Source organism: Pseudomonas sp. GM49, from assembly GCF_000282355.1.
In the GTDB taxonomy this organism is placed as follows: Bacteria; Pseudomonadota; Gammaproteobacteria; order Pseudomonadales; family Pseudomonadaceae; genus Aquipseudomonas.
The window spans coordinates 1-26,078 of the sequence record NZ_AKJL01000077.1 but is presented as its reverse complement, the minus strand read 5'-3'; the positions used below and the strand labels follow the sequence as shown (position 1 = coordinate 26,078).

Sequence of the window (26,078 nt, the reverse complement as noted above, 5' to 3'; positions counted from 1 at the left end):
AGCCGATGCCTTCGCGGGCAAGCCCGCTCCCACAGTTGATTTGAGTTGTGAACACAATCCAGTGTGGGAGCGAGCTTGCTCGCGATAAGGACTTCAAGAACGACGCATACCAATGTGCGGAATACCATCCTCGACAAACTCCTCACCCGTCACGACAAACCCGTACCGCCCGTAATACCCCTGCAAATGTGTCTGGGCTGAGAGGTAGATCGGCGTTTCCGGCCAGCGTTCTTCAATCTGCTTCAACGCCTGGTCCATCAATGCATGTCCAAGCCCGGCGCCTCGTGCGTTTGGGGCAATGATCACCCGACCGATCACTACGTCCCCGCCTTGCAGTTCCGGGTCGAGCAGCCGCAGATAGGCCACCAGTTGATTGCTGTCCCAGGCCATCAAGTGGCAAGTGTCACCTTCCAGGTCTTGGCCATCCACGTCTTGATAAGCGCATTGCTGCTCGACGACGAACACTTCTGCGCGCAATTGCAAAATGGCGTACAGCTGCTCCTTGCCCAGGTCGCTGTGGTGTTTGCAGATCCAATCGACGGTCATGTTTTTATTCCCTGAAAACGTCGTTCCGATACTAAGCGCACTCACGCCAGAAGTCTTTATGGCGGAAGAATCTGTGACATAGGCCAAAATGCCATCATTCATTTCTCGCGTGGATGTCTTCTTTGTGTAATCTGGATCGAAGCGCTGTGCTGTGGCTTCGATGAGCTAATGTTTAGTACCCGGGTCATGCCGGTACGGGGCCTTGGGGTTTTGGCTGAAAACACGTCGGGCAACCCGCCCGCTAAGGATTCTCTAGCATGCCGCGATTGCATCGAGCTTTTGCTTTGATTGGATTGCTGTTGCTGGTTCAGGGAGCGGCGGCAGAAAAACTGCGGTTGGTCGCTGATGCCTGGCCCCCCTTTACCGATGCCACGCTTGTCAACGGTGGTCTGGCCACGGACATTGTCAGTACCGCGCTCGCCAGGGCCGGCTATGCCAGTGAGTTTGAGCAGGTGCCCTGGGCACGGGCCTTGATGGGCGTGGGCGAGGGCCGATACGACGTGCTGGTCAACGCCTGGTACAACGACGAGCGTACAAGATTCGGCCAGTTTTCTGGCGAGTACCTGCTCAATCGCGTGCGTTTTCTCAAGCGCAAAGACGCGCCCATCGAATTCAATAGCCTGCAGCAATTGCACACTTATCCGATTGCCATCGTGCGTGGTTACGCTTATTCGCCCTCGTTCGACAACGACGAGTCGTTGCAGAAAATCCCCGTGCACAGTTTCGCCATGGCGGTGCGCATGCTCGCGGTTGACCGGGTCAAACTGACACTGGAGGATGAATACGTCGCTCGCTACTACCTGGCCCGTGAGTCACCCAAGGTACGTAATGCCGTGGAATTCTTGCCCAAGCCCTTGAGCGAGAACAGCCTGCATATTCTGGTCAGCCTGAAGAATCCGCAGCATGGGCAGATCGTCGCCGGTTTCGACCGCGAGATCGCGGCGATGAAGGCGGACGGGAGTTATGACAAGTTGATGAAGCAGCATGGGATGTGAGTAGGCTGATCCAGAATCCATGTTGTTTTTGCCGGCCTCTTCGCGGGCAAGCCCGCTCCCACAGGGGTTCACTGGTGTTCACAAAACTTGTGTCGACTGAAGATCTACTGTGGGAGCGGGCTTGCCCGCGAAGAGGCCCGATCAGACAGCAGAGTTCTCAATCCTCACTCGTATCCTTGATGAGATGCGCCGCCAACGTCCGCAACGGCCCGAGCTGCCGACAAATCAGCGCCAGTTGCGTCTGCACCAGCCGCTGGCCTTCATCGATTTCATCGGGCATCTGTTCCAGTTCATTGGCCAGTGCTTCTTCTTCATCACTCTGAATCGCAACCGAAGACTTGCTCGCCAGCCCTTGGGCGATCTCGTCGATGCTGGCGGCCAGTTTCACCCCGGCCCCGTCGATCAAATGTTCATGCACGTCCGCCGGCAGTTGGGTTTCCCGGTGTGCGCCAAGGCCCGACAGGTAACTGAGCAGCGTGTGCGACAGCACCAGGAAGCGAAAGCCCACATCCGCTTCCTTACGAAAGTGTCCCGGCTCCATCAGCATGTTGGCCAGTGTGGTCGACAGCGCCGCGTCGGCGTTGTGCGCGTTGCGGCGGGCCAGGCGATAAGCCAGGTCGTCAGTTTTGCCCACAGCGTATTGCTGCATGATCTGGCGCAGGTAAATGCTGTTGCAGGCCAGGGTATTGGCCAGCACTTTGTTCAGGCGCCGTCCCTGCCAGTCCGGCAGGAACAGGAACACCGCCAGCCCGGCGATCAGGCTGCCGAGCAAGGTATCGAACAACCGTGGCAGGAACAGCCCGTAACCGTCACCCACCTGGTTGAAGCAGAACAGCACCATCAAGGTGATTGCCGCCGTCGCCAGGGTGTAGCGGGTGGTGCGGTTGGTAAAGAACACCACCCCGGCCGCAATGGCGAAACACGACTGGATCAGCGGGTTCGGGAACAGGTCGAACAGCGCCCAGGCCAGGGTCAGGCCGATGGCGGTGCCAATGATTCGCTGACCGAGTTTGCGGCGGGTGGCACCGTAGTTCGGCTGGCAGACAAACAGTGTGGTGAGGATGATCCAGTAACCTTGGGACGGGTGGATCAAATGCACCATGGCATAGCCGATACTCAACGCCAGGGGCAATCGCAGGGCATGGCGGAACAGCAGAGATGTCGGCGTCAGCTGCGTGCGCAAGCGCAGCCACACGTCCTTGAGATTGCGCGGCGAGCGATCAAGCAAGCTGCTGTCGGTGGCGTCGGCCAGGGCGTCGGGGTTACTGGCATCGCTGAGCAAGCGGTCGAGGGTGCCGAGGTTGGCCGCCAGTGCCCGCAGTGAACGCAGCAAGCCGCGCCAGGCCGGGTTGCTCTGGATGCGCAGGTGTTCGAGAGAGGCATCCAGGTCGCTCAGGGCCTCGGCGAAACTGGCGTCATAGGTGAACGGCTGGCGCATCTGGATCGATTCGGCCAGGGCTCGGCAGGCTTTGCCTTGCTGGCGCAACAGGCGCTGGCAACGGAACAGCACGTCGCTGTGGAAAAACGCATCGGCCAGGGCGTTGTAAGGGTAGTGAGAAGAGCTGGCGCGTTCGTGGATGTCCTGGGCGAGGAAGTACAGCTTGAGGTAGCGGCTGACTTTCGACCCCGGGCGACCGTTGCCGACCCGGTGCAGGATGATCTCCTTGGCGGCATTCAGTGCCGCCACCACCCGGCCGTTCTGCTGGGCCAGTTCCAGGCGCCGCGCCTCCACGTCCATCTGCCGGATCGGTTCGAACAGCGAGGATTTCAGCTTCAGGTAAAAGCCCAGCTCGCGGAACAATCGCGCCAGGCTCTGTTGCACCGGCTGATTGGAAAACAGCGCCTGCCACAACACCGAGAGCAGGCCGTACCAGGCGGCACCGGCCACCAGCAGCACCGGTTCGTGCCAGACATCGATGACCGCACCGCCACGCTGGTCCACGCCAATCATGGTGTAGACCGACAGAATCAGTGTCGCCGAGGCAATCGCGCCATAGCGCTCGCCGAGGGCGCCGAGCATGGTCAGGCAGAACGCGGCCAGGGCGAAGGCGATGATAAACAGCGAGGGGTAGGGGAAAAGCAGTTCGACGGACAGGGCGGCGACGGCGAAGCACACCAACGTCACGGCCAGCGCGTTGAGACGGCCTTGCCAGCTGTCGTCGGTCTCGGCCAGGGCACTGGCGATAATCCCCAGGAACAACGGGATCAACAGGCCCATTTCGTCCTGATACCAACACAGCGCCATGGTGCCGGTCAGGGCAATGAATACCCGCACGCTGTAGCTGAATTTATCCAGCGCCCAGAGGCGACGCAGAGACTGGCGGAATGAAGTCGATGACATGAAATGCGAAGGCCTTCCGAGGCAATGACGCTAAATTGAGCCACTAATGACGCCGACGCAATGGCGCCGATCACATCAGACAGCAAAATCTGTTCCTTGATGCCGCACGTATTCAATGTAGGAGCGAGCTTGCTCGCGATGAGGCCGGTACATTCAACATTGATGTCGACCGTCAGACCGCTATCGCGAGCAGGCTCGCTCCTACAGGTATTGTGTTGAATCAGACGTACTGCGCAGCCGCGTAGCCCGAAGCCCACGCCCACTGGAAGTTGAAGCCGCCCAGATGCCCGGTCACGTCGAGTACTTCGCCGATGAAGTACAGGCCCGGGCTTTTCAACGACTCCATGGTCTTGGACGACACTTCATTGGTGTTGACGCCGCCCAGGGTCACCTCGGCGGTGCGATAGCCTTCGGTGCCCGCCGGCACGACTTTCCAGCTCGCCAGTTTTTCCGCGATATCGGCCAGCTCCGCGTGGGTGTACTGCTTCATCGGTTTGGAGACGAACCAGTTGTCCGCCAGCAGGTTGGCCATCTTCTTGGTGAAAATTTCCCCGAGCAGGGTTTTCAACTCACTGTTGGGACGTTCGGCCTGTTGCTGTTGCAGCCAGCCCGGCACGTCGTGATCGGGCAGCAGGTTGATCTCGACGGTATCGCCGGACTCCCAGAACGACGAGATCTGCAAAATCGCCGGGCCGCTGAGTCCGCGGTGGGTGAACAGAATGTTCTCGCGGAAGCTCTGATCGTTGCAGCTCACCAGGCAATCCACCGAGGTGCCGGACAATTCAGTGCACAAGGCCTTGAGCTGGTCGGTGATGGTGAACGGCACCAGACCGGCGCGGGTCGGCAGCAGCTCGTGACCGAATTGCCTGGCCACCTGGTAACCGAAACCGGTGGCGCCCAGGGTCGGGATCGACAGGCCGCCGGTGGCGATCACCAGGGATTCGCACGTCAACTGGCCGAGTGTCGTGTCCAGCAAATAGCCCTGCTCAAGCTTCTCGATCGCCTGGATCGACGTGTCCAGGTGCAGGCTGACGCCGACCTGATCGCACTCGTTCAGCAGCATTTCGAGGATGTCGCTGGATTTGTTATCGCAAAACAGCTGGCCGAGTTTTTTCTCGTGGTACGGCACACCGTGCTTGGCCACCATGCCGATGAAATCCCATTGGGTGTAACGGGCCAGGGCGGATTTGCAGAAGTGCGCGTTCTGCGAGAGGAAATTGCCCGGTTCTGTGTACATGTTGGTGAAATTGCAGCGGCCACCGCCCGACATCAGGATTTTCTTGCCGGCCTTGTTGGCATGGTCGAGCAGCAACACCTTGCGCCCGCGCCCGGCGGCGGTCAGCGCACACATCAACCCTGCGGCGCCAGCGCCAATGATCACGACTTCGGTAGAGCGCAAAACGGTGTCCTCTTGATGACTCACCACAAAACAAACCTGTAGGAGCGAGCCTGCTCGCGATGGACGTCAACGATTACGCGGGGTGTCTGATACCCAGCGGTGTTCTGTCGTCCATCGCGAGCAGGCTCGCTCCTACAGGGGGGCGATGCGTTTTTACAGGATGCGAACGCGCAACGAACGACCCTTGATCTTGCCGTCGTTCAAACGCTGCAAGGCCTGTTTGGCGACGCCGCGTTCCACGGCCACATAGGCCTGGAAGTCGAAAATCGCGATCTTGCCGACCTGGGCACCGGGGATGCCGGCGTCACCGGTCAGTGCGCCAAGAATGTCGCCGGGGCGAACCTTGTCCTTGCGGCCGGCAGCGATGCACAGGGTGCTCATCTGTGGCAGCAGCGGGCCGCCGCCCTTGGAGGTGAGGTTGTCCACCTGATCCCAAGTCAATGGTGTCTTCTGCAGTTGCTCGATGGCCTGGGCGCGCTGCGCTTCGGACGGCGCCACCAGGCTGATGGCGAGGCCTTTCTCACCGGCGCGACCGGTACGGCCGACGCGGTGAATGTGGATTTCCGAATCACGGGCCAATTCGACGTTGATCACCATGTCCAGCGAGTCGATATCGAGGCCGCGCGCAGCGACGTCGGTCGCCACCAGCACCGAAGTACTGCGGTTGGCGAACATCGCCAGCACCTGGTCGCGGTCACGCTGTTCCAGATCGCCGTGCAGGCCGACGGCGGAGATGCCTTTGGCGGTCAGGTGGTCGACGGTTTCCTGAACCTGCTGCTTGGTAAAGCAGAAGGCCACGCAGGAGGCCGGGCGGAAGTGGCCAAGCACCTTGGTCACCGCACTCATGCGGTCATCCGGGGAAATCTCGTAGAAGCGCTGCTCGATCTGGGTGTCGTCGTGGAACGCCTCGGCCTTCACCTGCTGCGGGTTGCGCATGAACTTCGAGGCCAACTGCTTGATGCCTACCGGGTAGGTGGCGGAGAACAGCAGGGTCTGGCGACGCTCCGGGGCCTGCATGATGATTTCTTCGATGGAGTCGTAGAAACCCATGTCGAGCATGCGGTCTGCTTCGTCGAGGATCAGGGTGTTCAGGCCGTGGAGTACCAGCGAACCCTTGCGCAGGTGCTGCTGGATGCGCCCCGGAGTGCCGACGATGATGTGCGCGCCGTGTTCCAGCGAGGCGATCTGCGGGCCGAGGGACACGCCGCCGCACAGGGTCAGGACCTTGATGTTGTCTTCGGCACGGGCCAGGCGACGGATTTCCTTGGCGACCTGGTCAGCCAGCTCGCGGGTCGGGCACAGGATCAGTGCCTGGCAACCGAAGTAACGCGGATTGATCGGGTTCAGCAGGCCGATGCCGAAGGCCGCGGTCTTGCCGCTGCCGGTCTTGGCCTGGGCGATCAGGTCCATCCCCTTGAGGATCACCGGCAAGCTTTGCGCCTGGATCGGCGTCATCTGGGCATAACCGAGGGAGTCGAGGTTAGCCAGCATGGCGGCGGACAGCGGCAAAGTATTAAATTCGGTGGCGATGGTGGTCACGGGACTGGCCTGCAAAACAAAATGTCGCGCAGTGTACCAGCCCGATAGCCATTCGCCCTAAGGCTCTATGTGTTCTTCCGGACGCTTGACACGCCGTCCGTCTTGCTTCGAGAGCTGGGAAAAGATGGTCGCGGCCAGCATCGCCATGATTCCCACGGTCACAAAGGTCAGCTGGAATGCACCCAGCACCGTCTCCACGCCGTCATTTCCAATTTCCGCCGTAAAGCCGCCGAGCAACGCACCGGCACAGGCAACGCCCAGGCTCAGGGACAACTGCGCGACCACCGACAGCAGGCTATTGCCGCTGCTGGCGCTGGCGTCGTCGAGGTCGATCAGGGTCACGGTATTCATCGCGGTGAACTGCAGAGAGTTGATCGCGCCAAGGATCGCCAGCAGGCACAGCAGCAGCCAGTACGGCGTCTGTTCGCTGACCAGGCCCATGCTCGCCAGCATGATGCCCAGTGCCAGTGTGTTGCCGGTCAGCACGATGCGATAACCCAAACGCTCGATCAGCGGCCGCGCGACCCACTTGGCGATCATCGCCGCAGCGGCCAGCGGCAGCATGCTCATCCCGGCCTGGGATGGCGAATAGCCCAGCGCCACTTGCAGCAGCAACGGCACCAGAAAGGGCAGGGCACCGCTGCCAAGACGGGCGAACAGGTTGCCGAGAATGCCGACGGCAAAGGTCCGGGTCTTGAACAGTGACGGTGCGAACAACGGGTTTTCGACATGCCCGGCGCGCAGCCAGTACGCCGCCAGGCAAGCCATGCCGCCGAACAGCAGCAACATCACCCGCAGGTGCGGCAGGTGCAATTCGCCCAGGCCTTCCATGGCGATGGTGATCAGAATCATCGCCGCGCCGAACAGCACGAAGCCCAGACTATCGAATCGGGTGCGTTCGGAGCCGCGCAGGTCCGGGATGAATTTCCACACGGCGTAGCAACCGACCAGGCCCACCGGCAGATTGATCAGGAAGATCCAGTGCCAGGTCAGGTATTGCACCATCCAGCCGCCCATGGTCGGGCCGATCAAGGGGCCGAGCAGCCCGGGAATGGTGATGAAGCCCATGATTCGCACCAGCTCCGAGCGCGGGTAGGCGCGCAACACCACCAGCCGTCCGACCGGCAACATCAACGCACCGCCCAGGCCCTGGATCACCCGGGCGCCGATCAGCAGGCTCAGGCTGCTCGATAATGCGCAGAGCAATGAGCCGAGACTGAACAGCAGGATTGCGCTGAAGAAGATCTTCTTGGTGCCAAAACGGTCGGCGATCCAGCCCGAAGCCGGGATCAGCAAGGCGACCGTGAGCATGTACGCGATGATCACCCCCTGCATGCGCAATGGGTCCTCGGCCAGGTCGCGGGCCATGGCCGGCAGGGCGGTGTTGAGAATCGTCCCGTCGAGGGACTGCATGAAAAACGCGATGGCGACAACCCATGGCACCCAGCGGGCGGTGACAGCGTCGAGCGGCGGGCGGTTGGGCATGGGACCTCTATTGGACTAGAAAGGACCATTGTGGCGAGGGGGCTTGCCCCCGTTGGACTGCGAAGCAGTCCCAGCTCAGCAAATGCGTATCGTCAGAAAACACGCATTCGCTGGATTTACGACGGCTTCGCCGCCGAACGGGGGCAAGCCCCCTCGCCACAGGACTCTCGGTGTGTTGGAGTGTTGTGTTTACAGAGTCAATGTAAGTCGGCTGACCAGTGCCCCCGGCAACAACGCCGAAGCCGTCGCCCGCTGGCTGTAGGTGCTCGCCGACAACAACAACTCCCGCTCCTCGGTCAGTGCTTCCAGCTGCGAACCGAGCAGGCTGAAGGCGCTGTCATCAAAGCGCATGGTGCTGACCGGTGCCTGAATCTCGCCGTTCTCGACCCAGAACGTGGCAAACCGCGTCATGCCGGTCAGGCGTGCGGCCGGTTGATCCGAGAAGTTCAGGTACCACAGGTTGCTGATGTACAACCCCGTGCCCAGTTGCTTGAGGATGTCGGCGTCAGGCAATACCCCGGCTTTCATGTTCAGAGCGCTCGGTGATTCGCCACCGCTGGCGCCATTGGCGGTCAAACCGTATTCCGCGGCGCTGCGCGAGCTGACCAGTTGTGCCCCGGCCTTGCCGTCGACGATCAACCCCAGGTCGCTGCGCGGATACCCCTCATCGGAAAACGCCGGGCTCAGTGAGCCGCTGACTTTTTCATCCAGCGAGACCAGCGGGCTGAACGCGCTGTCACCTGCGTAGAGTTTTTGCAGCGGGCTGCTTTTGCTGGCAATCGACTGTGCCGAGAAACCACCCCAGCACAACATGCCCATGATTTCCTCCAGTGCGGCTGGCGCCAGGTAGGCGCGGTATTGACCGGGGGCCAGCGTCCGCAAAGGCCGACCCAGAAACTCCAGCTGCTCGCGGGCTTGCTGGAAGCGTTTGGCAAAGCCTTCGCTGCTCCAGTCGTGCCCGGCGTAGCTGGCTTTCACCGCTTGGCCGTTCTCGTGAAACAGACTGAAATCGAAGTTGAAACTGTTGGCCTGATGCCAGCCGAAAGCGCCCGAAGAACTGGCGAAGCCGCGACTGATAGGCCCGGCAGCATAAAAACCGACCAGATCCAGGCCTTCGGCAGCCTGGGTGATTTCAGCGACCACTTGTTCGGTGTCCGGCAGCGGGTGCACCTGCACATTGTTGCTCTGCCAGCCATTGTGGTTGAGCAGCAAATAAGGATCCTGAGGCAGCAGCGGCAGGGTTTCCCGCAGCTGTTGCAGGCCTTCGGTCAAACGTTGCAGATCAACCTGGGGGTCGCCGGCCAGGGTGATGTTCAGGTCGGCATGCCGGCCTTCGTTGATCAGTTTCAGGCCGATACTCGCCTGCTGTACCTGACCGGCCTGACGCACCTTGGCGTGGTTGAAACGCACGAAGGCCGACGACTCGGCGGCGTAGCTGAGGGTGAACTGCTCGGGCTCGTGAAGCGCTGCACGCAGGCTGTTGACCAGCGCCTTGAACGACTCGGCCTGGCTTTTTGAAGGATTCATCAGGCGTCTCCTCCGAATACATCAACGTTGCTGAACACGCAGGCCGGCGACGCGTGGCCGACGCGGATCACCTGGTTCGGTTCGCCCTTGCCGCAGTTCGGTGTGCCGAGGACCTTGAAGGTACTGGCATCGCCGACGGCGCTGAGGCTTTTCCAGAACTGCGCGGAGATGCCCCTGTAATTGGGATTCTTCACCACGCCCTTGAGTTCGCCGTTTTCGATCAGTTGGCCCCACTCGCAGCCGAACTGGAATTTGTTGCGTGCGTCGTCGATCGACCATGAGCGGTTGGTCGACATCAGCACGCCGTGTTCGATACCGCCGATCAGTTGTTCAATGGACCGGTCGCCCGGTTCGATGTTGAGGTTGGCCATGCGGTCGATGGGCGGGCGGTTCCAGCCGCAGGCGCGACTATTGGCGACGCCGTCCATACCGGCACGGAATTGCGACAACGCACCGCCCAGCGGACGCAGCAACAGGCCTTCACGGATCAGGAACTGTTTGCTGGCGGGCGTGCCGTCGTCGTCATGGCCGTAACTGGCAAGCTCCTCGGGGATGTCCGGGTCGAAGGTCACGTTGAGCAGGCTGGAGCCATATTGCAGGCTGCCGAAATCACTGGCTTTGACGAAGCTGGTGCCGGCGTAGTTGCGCTCGTCACCGAGGATGCGGTCCAGCTCCAGCGGGTGGCCGATGGACTCGTGGATTTGCAGCATCATCTGGTCGGGCATAAGCAGCAGGTCACGCTTGCCTTGCGGGGTGTTCGGCGCCAGGAGCAATTGCAGGGCCTGATCGGCCACCTGGGCGCCGGCACCGATCAGGCCGCAGCGGCTGATGACGTCCGCCGCGCCTTGCTGGCCGAAGTTCTCGCGACCGAGGCTGCGGGTCTGGCTGTCGTTGCCGTCGTAGGCCGTGACATCCAGGCCGGGGTAGACAAAGCGTTGGGCCTGGCGCAGTTCGGCACCGGCGCTGTTGAGGTAGATCTGTTCGACGCTGGTGATGCCGAGGCTGACCTGCCAGTTCACCAGGCGCTCGTCCCTGGGCACGGCGGCCGACTCGGCGCCGAGTAGTTGGTAGCAGTCGCTCAGGGATGGGAAGGCCTGGTCGAGGCTGGGTGAAAAGTAATCGGCGCGGTCGCTGGAAACAGCCTGTTTACGCAGGTCCAGCAAGGCGTGCGGTTTGAGTCGACGGGCCTGGAGTTCGGCGCGTTCGAGGGCGGCTTGCAGGCCCTGTTGCGACAAATCGTTGGTCGCCGCATAGGCCTCGACGCCATTGACCCGCACGGTCAGCATCGCCCCTTCGTCACGGCTCAGGCTTGGCGGTTCGGCAACGTTCTTGCGCACCGACAGGTACTGCCCGGATTCGCGCACGTAACGCAGGGAAAAGAATTCGGCCCCCGTGCGCAAGGCAGCGAAGCGCTGCTTGAGCTGGGGATGGAAATCGAACATTCGTGAACCTCCTTGGAGTGGAGTGGCGGTAGAGCGGTACTGCGAGGGGAGGGGTGAAACGATTGCGTGGCGCTAGATTAGGCTTGCGAGGGGGGAGGATCAAGTTTGGATCTGTGGAGGGGGATTACTGGGAGCTGTGTGTTGTTTGTTCGGGCGCCATCGCGAGCGAGCTCGCTCCCACAGTGGTCCCGGTTGAATCACAAATCTGCAATCCAGCCCGAAACCTGTGGGAGCGAGCTTGCTCGCGATAGGTTCGACGCGGTGTAGCGCCTTACGCCGTCTGGCTCACTTCCCGCACCGGCTTGCCCTTCACCGGCGCTTCACCCGCCACATAGTAAGTGGCTGTGCTGCGCGGCAATGGCTTGCGACCACGGATCTTGTCGGCGATTTTCTCGGCCATCATGATCGTTGGTGCGTTGAGGTTGCCGGTGGTGATGATCGGCATGATCGAGGCATCGACGACACGCAGGCCTTGCATGCCATGCACGCGACCTTCGCCATCGACTACAGCCATTTCGTCGGTGCCCATCTTGCACGAGCAGGACGGGTGGAACGCGGTTTCGGCGTGTTCGCGGATGAACTTGTCCAGTTGCTCGTCGGTTTGCACCTCGATGCCCGGGCTGATCTCGCGACCGCGGAAGGCGTCCAGCGCTGGCTGTTGCATGATTTCACGGGTCAGGCGGATGCCGTCGCGGAATTCCTGCCAGTCCTGTTCGGTGGCCATGTAGTTGAACAGGATGCTCGGGTGCTGGCGCGGGTCCTTGGACTTGGCCTGGATGCGACCACGGCTTGGCGAGCGCATGGAGCCCATGTGCGCCTGGAAGCCGTGCTCTTTCACACCGTTGCTGCCGTTGTAGTTAATCGCTACCGGCAGGAAGTGGTACTGGATGTTCGGCCATTCGAATTCCGGACGGGTGCGGATGAAACCGCCGGCTTCGAACTGGTTGCTGGCGCCGATGCCGGTGCCGTTGAACAGCCACTCGGCACCGATGGCCGGCTGGTTGTGCAAGAGCAGCGACGGGTACAGCGAGACCGGTTGGGTGCAAGCGTATTGCAGGTACAGCTCAAGGTGATCCTGCAGGTTTTCACCAACGCCCGGCAGGTCGTGGACCACCGGAATGTCGAGCTTGTTCAGCAACTCGGCCGGACCGACGCCGGAGCGTTGCAGAATCTGCGGCGAAGCGATGGCGCCGGAGCACAGCAGCACTTCCTTGCGCGCTTTGACTTCGACGCGCTCTTCGGCAGCGCCGACCAGGTAACGCACGCCGACCGCACGCTTGCCTTCGAACAGGATCTTGTCGGTCAGGGCGTGGGTGACGATGGTCAGGGTCGAACGCTTCTTGGCCACGTCCAGGTAACCGCGGGCGGTGGAAGCACGACGGCCTTTCGGCGTTACGGTGCGGTCCATCGGACCGAAGCCTTCCTGCTGGTAACCATTGAGGTCTTCGGTACGCGGGTAACCAGCCTGCACGCCGGCTTCAACCATGGCGTGGAACAACGGGTTGTTGCCGGCTTTCGGCGTGGTCACGCTGACCGGACCGTCGCCACCGTGGTAGTCGTTCGGGCCGATGTCGCGGGTTTCGGCCTTGCGGAAATACGGCAGGCAGTCGAGGTAGGTCCAGTCTTCCAGGCCTGGCAGTTTTGCCCAGCCGTCGTAGTCCATGGCGTTACCACGGATGTAGCACATGCCGTTGATCAGCGAAGAGCCGCCCAGGCCCTTGCCGCGACCGCATTCCATGCGACGACCGTCCATGTGTGGCTCTGGATCGGTTTCGTAGGCCCAGTTGTAGCGGCGGCCTTGCAGCGGGAACGCCAGGGCGGCCGGCATCTGTGTGCGGAAGTCGAGGCGGTAGTCCGGGCCGCCTGCCTCGAGCAGCAGAACGGTGACGCCTGCGTCTTCAGTCAGACGGGTCGCCAGGGTGTTACCGGCGGAGCCGGCACCGATGATGATGTAGTCGAATTCTTGGGACATTGAATGCACCCTCTTTGATGGTGGTCCAGATCGGGGTGTCTCGGGGCGAGTGCTTCGCACTCGATTCGCGGGCAATACAAGGCTCGGAGCTTTAGAACACCGAGACGTAATCGCCCAGCTCGACCTGTACCGATTTGATGCGGGTGAAGTTGTTCAGCGAGCTGATACCGTTCTCACGGCCGACACCCGACTGCTTGTAGCCGCCAACCGGCATCTTCGCGTCGGACTCGCCCCAGGCGTTGATCCAGCAGATACCGGCTTCCAGTTGGTGAATCACGCGGTGGGCGCGGTTCAGGTCGCGGGTGACGATACCGGCGGCCAGGCCGAAGTCGGTGTCGTTGGCGCGACGGATCACTTCTTCTTCGGTTTCGTAGGCGAGGATCGCCATCACCGGGCCAAAGATTTCTTCACGGACGATGGTCATGTCGTCGGTGCAGTCGGTGAACACGGTCGGAGCCACGAACGCACCTTTGGCGAATTCGCCGTCGGTCAGACGTTCGCCGCCGCACAGCAGGCGTGCACCTTCTTCCTTGCCCTTGGCGATGTAGCCCAGCACGCTTTCCATGTGGGCGAAGCTGACCAGCGGGCCGAAGTTGGTGTTTTCATCTTCCGGGTTGCCGACGCGGATGCGTGCAACGCGCTCGGCGATCTTGGCTTCGAAAGCGGCTTTCAGATGGGCCGGTACGAACACGCGGGTACCGTTGGTGCAAACCTGGCCGGAGCTGTAGAAGTTGGCCATCATCGCGGTGTCGGCGGCGCGATCGAGGTCGGCGTCGTCGCAGATGATCAGCGGGGACTTGCCGCCCAGTTCCATGGTTACGTCCTTGAGCGAAGAGCTCGAAGCGCTGGCCATGACTTTCTTGCCGGTGTCGGTGCCGCCGGTGAAGGAAACTTTTTCGATGCGCGGGTGCTCGGTCAGCCAGGTGCCGACTTCACGGCCGCTGCCGGTCAGGACGTTGAACACGCCGTTTGGCACGCCGGCTTCGGTGTAGATCTCGGCCAGTTTCAGGGTGGTCAGCGAGGTGACTTCACTTGGCTTGAAGATCATCGCATTACCGGCTGCCAGGGCAGGCGCGGATTTCCACAGGGCGATCTGGATCGGGTAGTTCCACGCGCCGATACCGGCGACGACGCCCAGCGGCTCGCGACGGGTGTAGACGAACGAAGTGGTGCGCAGCGGAATCTGCTCGCCTTCGATGGCCGGTACCAGGCCTGCGTAGTACTCCAGCACGTCAGCGCCGGTGACGATGTCGACGTAGCGGGTTTCGGAGTAGGCCTTGCCGGTATCCAGGGTTTCCAGGGCAGCCAGTTCGTCGTTGCGCTCACGCAGGATTTCCACGGCACGACGCAGGATGCGCGAACGCTCCATGGCGGTCATCGCAGCCCAGATTTTCTGGCCCTTTTCGGCGCTGACCACGGCGCGCTCCACGTCTTCCTTGGTCGCACGTTGTACTTTTGCGAGGACTTCACCGTTAGCCGGGTTGATGGCTTCGAAAGTGGCGTCGCTGCTGGCGTCGCTGTACGCGCCATCGATGTAGAGTTTTTGCAGTTCGAAACGGGCCATAAAGTCCTCGCAAGAGCATTAAGTGGCTGGCGCGGTTCGGTGGTTGAGCGTTTATGTGTGCTCTAACTCACCCGCTTGGCCAGTTGGGTATCCATGTATTCGTAAGCGATCTGTTGCGCCTGCTCGGTGTCGAAAGCATCTCCCGACAGCGCGCCGCGCAACCACAACCCGTCGATTAACGCTGCCAGGCCCCGGGCGGCGCTGCGCGCATCATTGAGCGGCAGTACGCGGCGGAACTGGCAGCACAGGTTGGAATACAGACGGTGATCGTTGATCCGCTGCAACCTGTGCAAAGACGGCTGGTGCATGCTGGTGGCCCAGAAGGCCAGCCAGGTTTTCATTGCCGGGCCATTGACCTGGCTGGCGTCGAAGTTGCCTTCGATGATCACCTGCAGATGCGCCCTCGGGCTGTCATCTTTCAGCGCCTGTCGGCGCAGGGTGACGTTCTCGCTCAGGACGGTCATCAGGTACCCCATGGTGGCGGCAATCAGGCCGTTCTTGTCCTGAAAGTAGTGACTGATGATGCCATTCGAGACACCGGCCAAACGGGCGATCAGCGCAATGCTGGCGTCCCCCATTCCGACCTGATCGACGGCCTGCAAAGTGGCTTCGATCAATTGCTGGCGGCGGATGGGTTGCATACCGACCTTGGGCATCTTGCACATCTCCTTAGGCCTTCCGGCAGACGTCAAACGGCTACCGGGTTGAGGGCCAGTCTATTTTGTTTTGATTGAACGTTCAATCAACAAAGAATAAGATCTGCGACAAATCGTCGCTGTTTACAGATTTTCCTACGTGTAATTGGCGGCAAACCGACATCCGAAACGGCTCGAAGCCTGTGCGCCACGGCGTCTCAAGGGCTTCGGGCTTTTTTCGGGCTGTCTTTATATCACCCGCTGGTCGGCTGCCCACTAACCGATTGGTCGGGTAACTCGTTTGTCTTGCGTTCTTCTCTCGCACTGCCCGGAGCATCTGTGCCATGAGTTCTGCCTCGCTAATAAAGACCCCACCCGAGAAGGTGACGGTCAACGGTTGGGTGTTCTACACCTCTACCGCGTTGATTCTGTTGTTGACCGCCATTCTGATCATCGCCCCGCAAGAGGCCGGCAGAATGCTGGGTATGGCGCAAGCCTGGTTGTCCCGCAGCTTCGGCTGGTATTACATGGTGGTGATTGCCGCCTACCTGATTTTCGTTGTCGGCCTGGCGTTTTCGTCCTACGGCAAACTGAAACTGGGCAGCAAGGATGACACCCCGGACTTCAGCTACGGCGCCTGGGCGGGGATGCTGTTCTCCTCGGGTATCGGCATCTCGTTGCTGTACTTCGGTGCGTCCGAGCCGCTGGATCACTACTTCAACCCGCCGGAAGGCGTGGCCGGCAGCAACCTGGCGGCACGCCAGGCCGTGCAGCTGACATTCCTGCACTGGGGCCTGCATGGCTGGGCGATCTACGCGTTGGTGGGGTTGGCCGTGGCGTACTTTGCCTACCGGCACAACCAGCCGCTGGCGTTGCGTTCGGCGTTGTATCCGCTGGTGGGCGAGCGTTGGGTCAAGGGCGCGGCCGGGCACGCGGTGGACGGCTTCGGCATGTTCGTGACCCTGCTGGGGCTGGTGACCAACCTGGGGATTGGTTCGCTGCAAGTGTCGTCGGGGCTGGAAAACCTGTTCGGCATGGAGCACAGCAACACCAACCTGCTGATCGTGATCATCGTGATGAGCACCGTGGCGACCATTGCTGCCGTGTCGGGTGTGGAAAACGGCATCCGTCGTCTGTCCAACCTGAACATCGTGCTGTTCAGCGGCCTGCTGATTTTCGTCCTGTTGTTCGGGCCGACCCTGCACCTGCTCAACGGCTTCGTGCAGAACGTCGGTGACTACCTGAACGGTGTCGTGCTGAAGACTTTCGACCTCTATGTGTACGAAGGCGACAGTGAGAAGTCCGACCGCTGGCTGGGCCTGTGGACTCTGTTCTACTGGGCCTGGTGGATTTCCTGGGCACCATTCGTGGGAATGTTCATCGCACGTATTTCCCGTGGTCGCACCGTGCGCGAACTGGTGGCCGGCGTGCTGCTGATTCCGCTGGGCTTCACCCTGGCCTGGCTGTCGATCTTCGGTAACTCGGCCTTGGACCTGGTGATGAATCACGGGGCGGTGGAGCTCGGGAAGACCGCGCTGGAACAGCCGTCCATGGCGATCTACCAGTTGCTTGAGCATTACCCGGCGTCGAAAGTTGTCATCGGCGTGTCGATCTTTGTCGGTTTCGTGCTGTTCCTGACCCCGGCGGATTCCGGCGCGGTGATGATGGCCAACCTGTCTTGCAAGGGCGGTACCGTCGATGAAGACGCGCCGCACTGGCTGCGGATCTTCTGGTCGGTGGTGATCACCCTGGTGACCATCGGCTTGCTGTTCGCCGGTAACTTCGAAGCCATGCAAACCATGGTGGTGCTGGCCGGTCTGCCGTTCTCGGTGGTGCTGGTGTTCTTCATGTTCGGCTTGCACAAGGCCATGCGCCAGGACGTGCAGATCGAACAGGAGCAAGCGGAACTGGCGGCACGCGGTCGCCGTGGTTTCAGCGAGCGTTTGACCCAACTGGATCTGCAACCGAGCCAGTCGATCGTTCAGCGCTTCATGGACAAGCATGTCAGCCCGGCGCTGGAAGATGCCGCCGTGCAAATGCGCGCCCAAGGCCTGGATGTGCAAACGCTGCTGGGCAAGTCCAAGCGCTGCATGGGCCTGCGTACCGAGATGGAAGAGGGCAACCCGTTTGTCTACGAAGTGAGCCTGGACGGTTACCTGGCCACGCCGACCGAATCGGCTCAGTCCGATGAGGCGCGTCAGCGTTACTACCGTGCCGAGGTGTACCTGCACAACGGCAGCCAGGACTACGATTTGATGGGCTTCACCCAGGATCAGATCACCCGTGACGTGCTCGATCAGTTTGAAAGCCATCGGCAGCTCCTTGGCCGGGTTTACAGCTAAGTAGCAATAGGGCGCGGTGTTTCTGTCTGAAGCACCGCGTTGCGTCCTTCGCGAGCAAGCCCGCTCCCACATTCGACCGCATTCCTCTGTTAGAACTCGGTCACCTGTGGGAGCGGGCTTGCCCGCGAAGGGGCCATCAGCCGCAAAGCTGTTTGACCCGATACCCCATAAACAAAAACGCCGCGATCTTATCGCGGCGTTTTTGTTTCTGCTGTCTTACCCCAGGTTCTTGCCGAGCAGTGCGTGATACAGCTCGCTGTCGCCCAGAATCCCCACTACGTGGTTGTTGTCGTGCAGCACCAGTTTGTTGCCGGTCTGATACCGAATCTGCAGCGCATCGCGCATGCCGATACTGGAGTCCACCAGCGTCGGCTTGCGTTCCAGGCCTTCGACGGCTTGCCCCGGAATCCAGTTCTGCAGGTCCATTGACGAACCGTTCTTGCGCGCGCCCTTGATGGTGTTGCCTTCAGCCAGGTCCAGCCACGAATCGCCGCCCGGATCCAGGCACACCGAGCCGTTGATGCGTTTGCAGTTATCCAGGGTACGCATCAGGCTGCGACCGCACAGTACGTTCAGCGGGTTGGTGTGGGCCACGAAGGTCCGCACATAGTCGTCCGCAGGGTTGAGGACGATTTCTTCCGGCTTGCTGTACTGGATGATCCGGCCGTCTTTCATGATCGCGATACGGCTGCCCAGTTTCAGCGCTTCATCGAGGTCGTGGCTCACGAAAACGATGGTCTTGTGCAGCTTGCGTTGCAGTTCCAGCAGTTCGTCTTGCAGACCCTGGCGGATCAGCGGGTCGAGGGCCGAGAACGGTTCGTCCATCAGCAGGATGTCGGCGTCCATTGCCAGCGCACGGGCCAGGCCCACGCGTTGTTGCATACCACCGGACAGCTCGTTGGGTTTCTTGTTGCGCCACTGGGTCAGGCCCACCAGCTCAAGCTTGTCGTCCACCAGCTTGCGCCGTTCCTTCTCGGGACGACCTTGCATCTCCAGGCCGAAGCTGATGTTCTCGCGAACGGTCAGCCAGGGCATCAGGGCGAACTTCTGGAACACCATCGCGATGCGCTTGGTGCGCATCATTTTCAGTTCTGCCGGGGTGCAGGACGCAATGTCGATCTGCTTGCCTTCGTGCTCGACGAACAGCTTGCCGCGGCTGACGGTGTTGAGGCCGTTGATGCAACGCAGCAGGCTGGATTTACCTGAACCGGACAGGCCCATCAGTACGCAGATCTCACCTTTTTCGATGTCCAGGCTGGCTTTTTCAACGCCGACAATCTGCCCGGTCTTTTTCAGGATCTCGTTACGGGTCATGCCTTGATCCAGCAGCTTGAGTGCCTCGCGTGGATCCTTGGAGAAGATAACGTCGACGTTATCGAAGCGAATAATGCTCATGCGTCACCCCCTACTTTGGCGTCGGGTTGTTTGCAGATACGGTCGAGCATGATCGCCAGCAGTACGATCGCCAGGCCTGCTTCGAAGCCCAGGGCGATATCAGCGGTATTCAGTGCGTTGACCACGGGTTTACCCAGGCCGTCGGCGCCCACCAGTGCGGCGATCACCACCATCGACAACGACAGCATGATGCACTGGGTGATACCGGCCGCGATGCTTGGCATGGCATGAGGCAGTTCAATTCGCGAGAGCAGTTGACGGCGCGAGCAGCCAAAGGCCTTGCCGGCGTCCATCAATTCTTCCGGGACATCGCGGATACCCAGGTAGGTCAGGCGGATGGGCGCGGCAATCGCGAACACCACCGTGGAGATCAGGCCCGGGACCACACCCAGCCCGAAGAGGGTCAGGGTAGGAATGAGGTACACGAACGTCGGTACGGTCTGCATCAGATCGAGTACCGGACGCATTAAAGTATAGAACATCGGCTTGTGCGCGGCGACGATGCCCAGCGGCACGCCAATGACCACGCAGACCAGGGTGGCGAACATCACCTGGGCGAGGGTTTCCATGGTTTCCTGCCAGTACCCCAGATTGAGGATCAGCAGAAAGGAGGCAACGACAAACGCGGTCAGGCCCCATTTGCGTTGAATGAAGTGTGCCAGTAGTGCGATTACGCCGATCAATACCAGCGGGTTGAACCAGGTCAGCGCAAACGTCACGCCGTGGATCATCGTTTCCAGTGTCACGGCGATTGCGTCGAAGGTGCTGGCGCCGTGTTGCGTCAACCATTCAACGAAGCTCGCGATGTACTGGCCTAAGGGGATTTTCTGATCAATCAGCATGGTAGTGAACGTCCGCATGCAAGGAAATAAACAGCCCGGACGGCCGAGGCCGTCCGGCATAAGCGATTACTTGGCCAGTTTGGCTTTCACGGCCTCCAGGCCTGGTTTACCGTCAATGGTGGTCACGCCAGCGAGCCAGGTATCGAGCACCTGTGGATTGTTTTTCAGCCAGGCCTTGGCGGCCGCGTCAGGCTTCATCTTGTCGTCCAGGATGTTGCCCATCAGCGAGCTTTCCATGTCGACGGTGAACTCCAGGTTCTTCAGCAACTGGCCGACGTTGCTGCATTCCTGCGTGTAGCCCTTGCGGGTGTTGGTCGCCACGGTGGCGGCACCGAAATCCGGGCCGAAAAAGTCATCACCACCGGTCAGGTATTGAATCTTGAAGCGCTTGTTCATCGGATGCGGCGCCCAGCCGAGGAACACCACGGCGGTGTCGCGTTTCTGCGCGCGGTCGACCTGCGACAGCATGCCGGCTTCGCTGGACTCTACGACCTTGAAGCCTGCGTCCTTGAGGCCGAAGGCGTTCTTGTCGATCATCGACTGGATCAGGCGGTTGCCGTCGTTGCCAGGCTCGATGCCGTAGATCTTGCCGTCGAGTTCTTTCTTGAATTTGGCGATGTCGGCGAAGTCATGCAGCCCTTTGTCGTACAGCGCCTGAGGAACGGCGAGGGTGTACTTTGCGCCCTTGAGGTTGGTGCGCACGACATCCACGGTGCCCGCGTCACGATAGGCCTTGATGTCGTTTTCCATGGTCGGCATCCAGTTACCCAGGAACACGTCCATGTTCTTGCCGTCGGCCAGGGACTTGTAGGTCACGGGCACGGAAATCATGGTGGTCTTGGTCTTGTAGCCGAGGGCATCGAGCACGACGCTGGTGGTCGCAGTTGTCGCGGTGATGTCGGTCCAGCCGACATCGGAGAAGTTTACGGTACTGCACTGCGCCGGCTCTGCGGCTTGCGCCAGAACCGGCAGACTAAGCATGGCGGCCAACAACAACGACGGGGAACCTTTCATGGATGGACTCCTTGGTGTTTTTTTTGGCAGTGTTCCGACTGGACCACCGCACTTATAGGTTGCGGTTGGATGGCGTTCTGGAGACAGCTCTACCACTGCGCCTTGCAATCGAGTCGATATGATCATGTACCAGTGAAAATCTGACGCCTACAGGGTGCGTCGTATCCAGTACAGGGATGGTCGCATCCAGTGTCGGTGACGTCGTTTACAGATTTTTTCAGCCCTTTTTTCCCCTCTGAACCGCAAAAAAACGGCGAAAACACGGCGTAAAAGACACGCGGCGTTGGTGGGCATGAGTGCGTCGGTTAGAGACGTCGAACAACACGATAAAAGCTTGATGATGCGGTCATCTCGGCGGATTGCAGCTTGAGCGTAGCAGCTCCGTCATCGTGCGCTTTTGCGTGCGCAGTGGGCCCATTCAGGAGTTCGGCAGTCATGGCTATCAGTGTTTTCGACCTGTTCAAAATCGGCATCGGCCCTTCCAGTTCGCACACCGTGGGGCCCATGCGGGCAGCGGCGTTGTTTGTGCAGGGCTTGCGTGAGCGCGGGTTGCTGGAGCAGGTGCGGCGTGTCGAAGTCCAGCTGTTCGGCTCGTTGTCGGCTACCGGTATCGGCCACGGCAGCGACAATGCCGTGATCATGGGGCTGATGGGCGAGTGGCCGGATGCGATCGATCCGTCGCAAATCGGCATTCGTATCCAGGCCCTGCGCGAAACCCATACGCTGTTGCTCGACGGTCGTCTGTCGGTGCCATTCGTCTGGGCTCGGGACATGCGCCTGATCGACGAAAACCTGCCGTTCCACCCCAACGCCATGACCCTGATTGTCGAAGGTGATGACGGCGAATTGCATCGCGACACCTACTATTCAGTCGGCGGCGGTTTTGTCGTCGATGAGGCGCAAGCCTCCAGCGGTGTCGTGGATCTGGATCGCACCGTACTTCCTTATGACTTTTCCAGCGCCGCCGAGCTATTGCAGCTGTGCAAGAAGCACAACCTGCGCGTGGCTGAATTAATGATGGCCAACGAGAAAGTCTGGCGCAGCGAAGAGGAAATCCGCAGCGGCCTGATGAAGCTCTGGCGCGCCATGCAGGATTGCGTCGAACAAGGCCTGAAACACGAAGGCATCCTGCCGGGCGGGCTGAATGTGCGTCGCCGCGCGGCCAAGCTTCATCGCAGCTTGCAGGAACTGAACAAACCCAACGTGATCGGCTCGACCTTGAGCGCCATGGAATGGGTCAACCTGTTCGCCCTGGCGGTCAACGAAGAAAATGCCGCCGGCGGGCGTATGGTCACGGCACCGACCAACGGCGCGGCGGGGATCATTCCGGCAGTGCTGCACTACTTCATGAAATTCAGCGAGGCCGTGACCGACGCCAATGTCGTCGACTACTTCCTCGGTGCGGCGGCGGTGGGGATCCTGTGCAAGAAGAACGCCTCGATCTCCGGGGCCGAAGTCGGCTGTCAGGGCGAAGTCGGTTCGGCCTGCGCCATGGCGGCGGCCGGGCTGGCGGAAATCCTCGGCGCCACGCCAGAGCAACTGTGCAACGCGGCGGAGATTGGTCTGGAGCACAACCTCGGCCTGACCTGCGACCCGGTGGGTGGGCTGGTCCAGGTGCCGTGCATCGAGCGCAACGCAATTGCTGCGGTGAAGGCGATCAATGCTGCGCAAATGGCATTGCGGGGCGATGGCCAGCACTTTATTTCGTTGGATAGGGTGATCCGCACCATGCGCGATACCGGTGCCGACATGCATGACAAATATAAGGAGACATCGCGGGGTGGGTTGGCGGTGAGTGCGGTGGAGTGTTGAAACCGCGTCGACCCCATCGCGAGCTTGCTCGCGATAGCGCCAGACCAGTCAAAACTGCGCGCTAAGTGAACACCCGGATTAAAACGCGCCTCCTTTTAGCGCGTCGCTCACAGATAAATTGTCTTGCCACTGATCGAGGGCCAACCAGCCCTCGACCGCTCGTCACCTGTGCCTGCGGTGACACTCCTTTCCGACGCGGCGCAACGCCGTTCCCACAAGTGCTACCGAATTGCTCACAGCTCGTGGGCCGGGGTGCTTGCCAGCCCTGATGGCCATTTAAATCCCTTTGCCCTGCGAGACATATATAGACACATTCCGACGTCGTTTTTAGGAGTTATTGAACGCGCATTCAAATTTAGGCATGGCAATTGCTCTGTCATTACAAAGCCCGTCTCCCACGCGAGAACGATGGCAATAAAAAGAGCCTCCGCCTGAGGCCATCACCCGCTTTGTGTGAGGAGATACCGCGATGACGACGTTCAACTCCGGGGCCCAACCCCAGAACCGTGCGCCTCAATCCATCGGCTTTCTGCTGCTGGACAATTTCACGCTGATTTCTCTGGCCTCCGCAGTAGAACCCCTGCGCATGGCCAACCAGTTGTCCGGTCGCGAGCTATATCGCTGGACCACCCTCACCGTCGATGGCGGTCAGGTCTGGGCCAGTGACGGCCTGCAGATCACCCCCGACGCCTCCATGCACAAAGCCCCGCCAATGGACACCGTCATCGTGTGCGGCGGTATCGGCATCCAGCGCACTGTTACCCGCGAACACGTGTCCTGGCTGCAAAGCCAGGCCCGCCAGTCCCGCCGCCTCGGCGCGGTGTGCACCGGCAGCTGGGCCCTGGCCTGCGCCGGCCTGCTCGACGGCTTCGATTGCAGCGTGCACTGGGAATGTCTGGCAGCAATGCAGGAAGCTTTCCCGCGTGTAGCGATGAGCACGCGTCTGTTCACCCTCGACCGTAACCGTTTCACCAGCTCCGGCGGTACCGCGCCGTTGGACATGATGCTGCACCTGATCAGCCGCGATCATGGTCGTGAACTGTCGGCCGCGATCTCGGAAATGTTCGTCTACGAGCGCATCCGCAACGAGCAGGATCACCAGCGTGTGCCGCTCAAGCACATGCTCGGCACCAACCAGCCGAAGTTGCAGGAAATCGTTGCATTGATGGAAGCCAACCTCGAAGAGCCGATCGACCTCGACGAACTGGCGGTTTATGTCGCGGTGTCCCGTCGTCAGCTCGAGCGGTTGTTCCAGAAATACCTGCACTGCTCGCCGTCGCGTTACTACCTGAAGCTGCGCCTGATCCGCGCCCGGCAACTGCTCAAGCAAACGCCGATGTCGATCATCGAAGTGGCATCGGTGTGTGGCTTCGTATCCACGCCGCACTTCTCCAAGTGCTACCGCGAGTACTTCGGCATTCCGCCGCGTGACGAGCGCGTAGGCTCCAACACTACCCAGCAAGTGGCGATGATGCCGCTGCCGCAAGCGCTGGTGCTGTCGCCGTTGTCCGGGCCGTTGTCGGCACTGAGCCAGGCGCGTAATGAGTCGACGTTTGCCAGCGTAAGGCTCTAAGCCGAGGCGCCTTCATCGCGAGCAAGCTCGCTCCCACAGGGTTTTGTGTCAGAGCATTCATTTTGTGCTCGACACAAAACCCTGTGGGAGCGGGCTTGCCCGCGAAGGCCTTTTATCGGCCTGTGTGGCTCTGTTGATACTCCGCCAACGCCGGCAACAACTGCTTGTCGATCGCCTGGCGCACCGCCGGCAGGATGGTCGCGCTGCTGGTGTACATCTGCTTGACCATGGTCCGCAGCGTCATCGCCCGCACATCATTCAATCCCCGTACCGCGCACTCGCAGGCCTGCTCGGCAGTGGCGCCGGTGGGCACTTCGAATCCCAACGACTTGAGCTGGCCCAACAGGTCTTCCTGGTCTATCAAATCAGCGTGCATCATGACGCAATCCTTCTTCAGGGAACGGTGTCGTGGCTCGATTCTGGTAGGGCCACAAGGTGGCGGCAAGGGCGAATTGTCGCAATGGCCGCAATACCTATGAACAGGTCGTTTTCGGCTAACTTGCCGTGCAGAGGAGTGGGCACACTGGGCTCAGCTCGCTTCACGAAGGTTTGGTCACCCTCGCACGGCAGCTCCTCAACAGTACCCTCTGCCTCGATCCTGTCACGGCTTGATCGGGGCTTTTTTTTGTTTGTGAATCAATGGGTTTTGTGTCGATAAATAGACCGCTTTCGCGAGCAAGCCCGCTCCCACAGTTGACCGAGTCCCATCAGGGGAATGCGGTCGAATGTGGGAGCGAGCTTGCTCGCGATGAACGATGACGCGGTCTAGCGTTGCAACACGAGAATCCGCGACAACAACTCATCCCGGTCGACATAGCAGCCCTGGAAATGCCGCGCCCCGGTGGCGGGGTCGAAGGCGTTGCGGGCATGGAGGGTGCGACGGTTGTCGAAGCACCACAGCTCACCGGGATTGAGCCGCTGCATCAACCTGAACCGAGGCTCGCGGGTCATCGCGATAAAGCGCCGATAGGCTTGATAGAGCTTGGGCATCTGCTCAACTGAGGCATCGAACGGCCCGCGCAGAAAGTTTGCCATGCGGATTTCCGACACCTGGCCCAACGCATTCAGGGCGATGATCGGTGCGAGACAGCGGTAGTCGCTATGGCGGTCCTTGTTGCGAAACTCCACGGGGATTTCGCACAGGCTTCTGAAGGATTCGGGGTCTTCCCGGCGCAGGGCGTCGGCAATGGCAAAACCGTCGACAAAAATGCTCTCGCCGCCCTCGGCGTCATTGACCAGGCAATGCAAAAATTGCAGCCCAGGTTGCAACTCCCGGGTCGGCAAATCGCTGTGCAGCGGCAGGTTGAAGGCGGTATAGGCGTTGCTGTCGGCGTCAGCCCTGGATTGCACGTTGAACAGCACGCCGAAATTGCTCTCGCGGATGAAGGAAATCCTTTGCACGATCAGCTTCAGGGAACCGGGTTCGGTGGGCACGCCACGGACCTGGGTCAATCCGACATCGCGCACCGCCAACAGCCATTGCAACAAGGCCTCAGGGTCGTTCATCAGTGCTTGATACTCGAACACCGGCAACTGCAAATCGTTGTGCCAGAGCCTGGCTTTCGGTTTGCCTGCCAGACGTTCGGCGCGTGACTCGTCGTCGTAGGCATGGGCGCGCAGCCAGCCAGGGTCGAAGCGGCTGCAGTGGCCGTCCT

General features: G+C 60.7%; 19 protein-coding genes. 4 read left to right on the top strand and 15 right to left on the bottom strand.

Annotated features, from left to right (window positions below; translation table 11 throughout):
- Positions 1–93 precede the first annotated feature (93 nt).
- Positions 94–546, bottom strand: coding sequence for a GNAT family N-acetyltransferase (locus PMI29_RS21865; RefSeq protein ID WP_007995681.1), 453 nt, complete (start codon positions 544–546; stop codon positions 94–96).
- A 257-nt stretch (positions 547–803) separates the two neighbouring features.
- Between PMI29_RS21865 and PMI29_RS21870 the strand changes: the two genes are divergently transcribed.
- A complete protein-coding gene (locus PMI29_RS21870; protein ID WP_007995678.1) occupies positions 804–1,541 on the top strand; it encodes a substrate-binding periplasmic protein in 738 nt (245 codons plus the stop codon).
- Positions 1,542–1,698: 157 nt separating this feature from the next.
- On the opposite strand, the gene yccS is transcribed toward PMI29_RS21870, so the two are convergent.
- From yccS to betI, 9 genes are all read right to left on the bottom strand, one after another.
- A complete protein-coding gene (gene yccS, locus PMI29_RS21875; protein ID WP_007995677.1) occupies positions 1,699–3,882 on the bottom strand; it encodes a YccS family putative transporter in 2,184 nt (727 codons plus the stop codon).
- Between the two features lie 220 nt (positions 3,883–4,102).
- Positions 4,103–5,281, bottom strand: coding sequence for an NAD(P)/FAD-dependent oxidoreductase (locus PMI29_RS21880; protein WP_007995674.1), 1,179 nt, complete (start codon positions 5,279–5,281; stop codon positions 4,103–4,105).
- Positions 5,282–5,434: 153 nt separating this feature from the next.
- The gene (dbpA, locus tag PMI29_RS21885; protein ID WP_230853210.1) at positions 5,435–6,772 is read right to left on the bottom strand and encodes an ATP-dependent RNA helicase DbpA; all 1,338 of its coding nucleotides are present in this window, start codon (positions 6,770–6,772) and stop codon (positions 5,435–5,437) included.
- A 105-nt stretch (positions 6,773–6,877) separates the two neighbouring features.
- The gene (gene mdtD / locus PMI29_RS21890) at positions 6,878–8,305 is read right to left on the bottom strand and encodes a multidrug transporter subunit MdtD (protein WP_007995672.1); all 1,428 of its coding nucleotides are present in this window, start codon (positions 8,303–8,305) and stop codon (positions 6,878–6,880) included.
- A gap of 189 nt (positions 8,306–8,494) precedes the next feature.
- Entirely contained in the window at positions 8,495–9,832 is a 1,338-nt protein-coding gene (locus tag PMI29_RS21895; RefSeq protein ID WP_007995670.1) for a TldD/PmbA family protein, read from the bottom strand.
- The gene (locus tag PMI29_RS21900) at positions 9,832–11,274 is read right to left on the bottom strand and encodes a TldD/PmbA family protein (protein ID WP_007995669.1); all 1,443 of its coding nucleotides are present in this window, start codon (positions 11,272–11,274) and stop codon (positions 9,832–9,834) included. The genes PMI29_RS21895 and PMI29_RS21900 overlap by 1 nt, the downstream gene beginning before the upstream one ends.
- Before the next feature lie 271 nt (positions 11,275–11,545).
- Positions 11,546–13,246, bottom strand: coding sequence for a choline dehydrogenase (gene betA / locus PMI29_RS21905; protein WP_007995668.1), 1,701 nt, complete (start codon positions 13,244–13,246; stop codon positions 11,546–11,548).
- Between the two features lie 91 nt (positions 13,247–13,337).
- The gene (gene betB, locus PMI29_RS21910; protein WP_007995666.1) at positions 13,338–14,810 is read right to left on the bottom strand and encodes a betaine-aldehyde dehydrogenase; all 1,473 of its coding nucleotides are present in this window, start codon (positions 14,808–14,810) and stop codon (positions 13,338–13,340) included.
- A gap of 62 nt (positions 14,811–14,872) precedes the next feature.
- Positions 14,873–15,466 carry a transcriptional regulator BetI gene (gene betI / locus PMI29_RS21915; protein WP_007995664.1) on the bottom strand — a complete coding sequence of 198 codons (594 nt, stop codon included), beginning with the start codon at positions 15,464–15,466 and terminating at the stop codon, positions 14,873–14,875.
- 380 nt (positions 15,467–15,846) lie between these two features.
- Between betI and PMI29_RS21920 the strand changes: the two genes are divergently transcribed.
- Complete coding sequence (locus PMI29_RS21920) at positions 15,847–17,787, top strand: BCCT family transporter (RefSeq protein ID WP_238541639.1); 1,941 nt, start codon at positions 15,847–15,849, stop codon at positions 17,785–17,787.
- 216 nt (positions 17,788–18,003) lie between these two features.
- Here the strand turns inward: PMI29_RS21920 and choV are convergent, their stop codons facing one another.
- From choV to PMI29_RS21935, 3 genes are all read right to left on the bottom strand, one after another.
- The gene (gene choV / locus PMI29_RS21925; RefSeq protein WP_007995661.1) at positions 18,004–19,182 is read right to left on the bottom strand and encodes a choline ABC transporter ATP-binding protein; all 1,179 of its coding nucleotides are present in this window, start codon (positions 19,180–19,182) and stop codon (positions 18,004–18,006) included.
- The gene (gene choW, locus PMI29_RS21930) at positions 19,179–20,024 is read right to left on the bottom strand and encodes a choline ABC transporter permease subunit (RefSeq protein ID WP_007995660.1); all 846 of its coding nucleotides are present in this window, start codon (positions 20,022–20,024) and stop codon (positions 19,179–19,181) included. The genes choV and choW overlap by 4 nt, the downstream gene beginning before the upstream one ends.
- A gap of 66 nt (positions 20,025–20,090) precedes the next feature.
- A complete protein-coding gene (locus PMI29_RS21935) occupies positions 20,091–21,038 on the bottom strand; it encodes a choline ABC transporter substrate-binding protein (protein ID WP_007995658.1) in 948 nt (315 codons plus the stop codon).
- 435 nt (positions 21,039–21,473) lie between these two features.
- On the opposite strand from PMI29_RS21935, the gene PMI29_RS21940 reads away from it, so the two are divergent.
- Positions 21,474–22,850 (top strand): L-serine ammonia-lyase, encoded by a 1,377-nt coding sequence (locus PMI29_RS21940; RefSeq protein ID WP_007995657.1) that lies wholly within the window; start codon positions 21,474–21,476, stop codon positions 22,848–22,850.
- A 469-nt stretch (positions 22,851–23,319) separates the two neighbouring features.
- Positions 23,320–24,423 carry a GlxA family transcriptional regulator gene (locus tag PMI29_RS21945; protein ID WP_007975492.1) on the top strand — a complete coding sequence of 368 codons (1,104 nt, stop codon included), beginning with the start codon at positions 23,320–23,322 and terminating at the stop codon, positions 24,421–24,423.
- 112 nt (positions 24,424–24,535) lie between these two features.
- Here the strand turns inward: PMI29_RS21945 and PMI29_RS21950 are convergent, their stop codons facing one another.
- Together PMI29_RS21950 and PMI29_RS21955 are read right to left on the bottom strand one after the other, a co-directional pair.
- Positions 24,536–24,802, bottom strand: a complete 267-nt coding sequence (locus PMI29_RS21950) for a hypothetical protein (RefSeq protein WP_007995656.1) — start codon at positions 24,800–24,802, stop codon at positions 24,536–24,538.
- Positions 24,803–25,188: 386 nt separating this feature from the next.
- On the bottom strand, positions 25,189–26,078 hold an 890-nt coding region (locus tag PMI29_RS21955), incomplete at its 5' end, for a TauD/TfdA family dioxygenase (protein WP_007995655.1).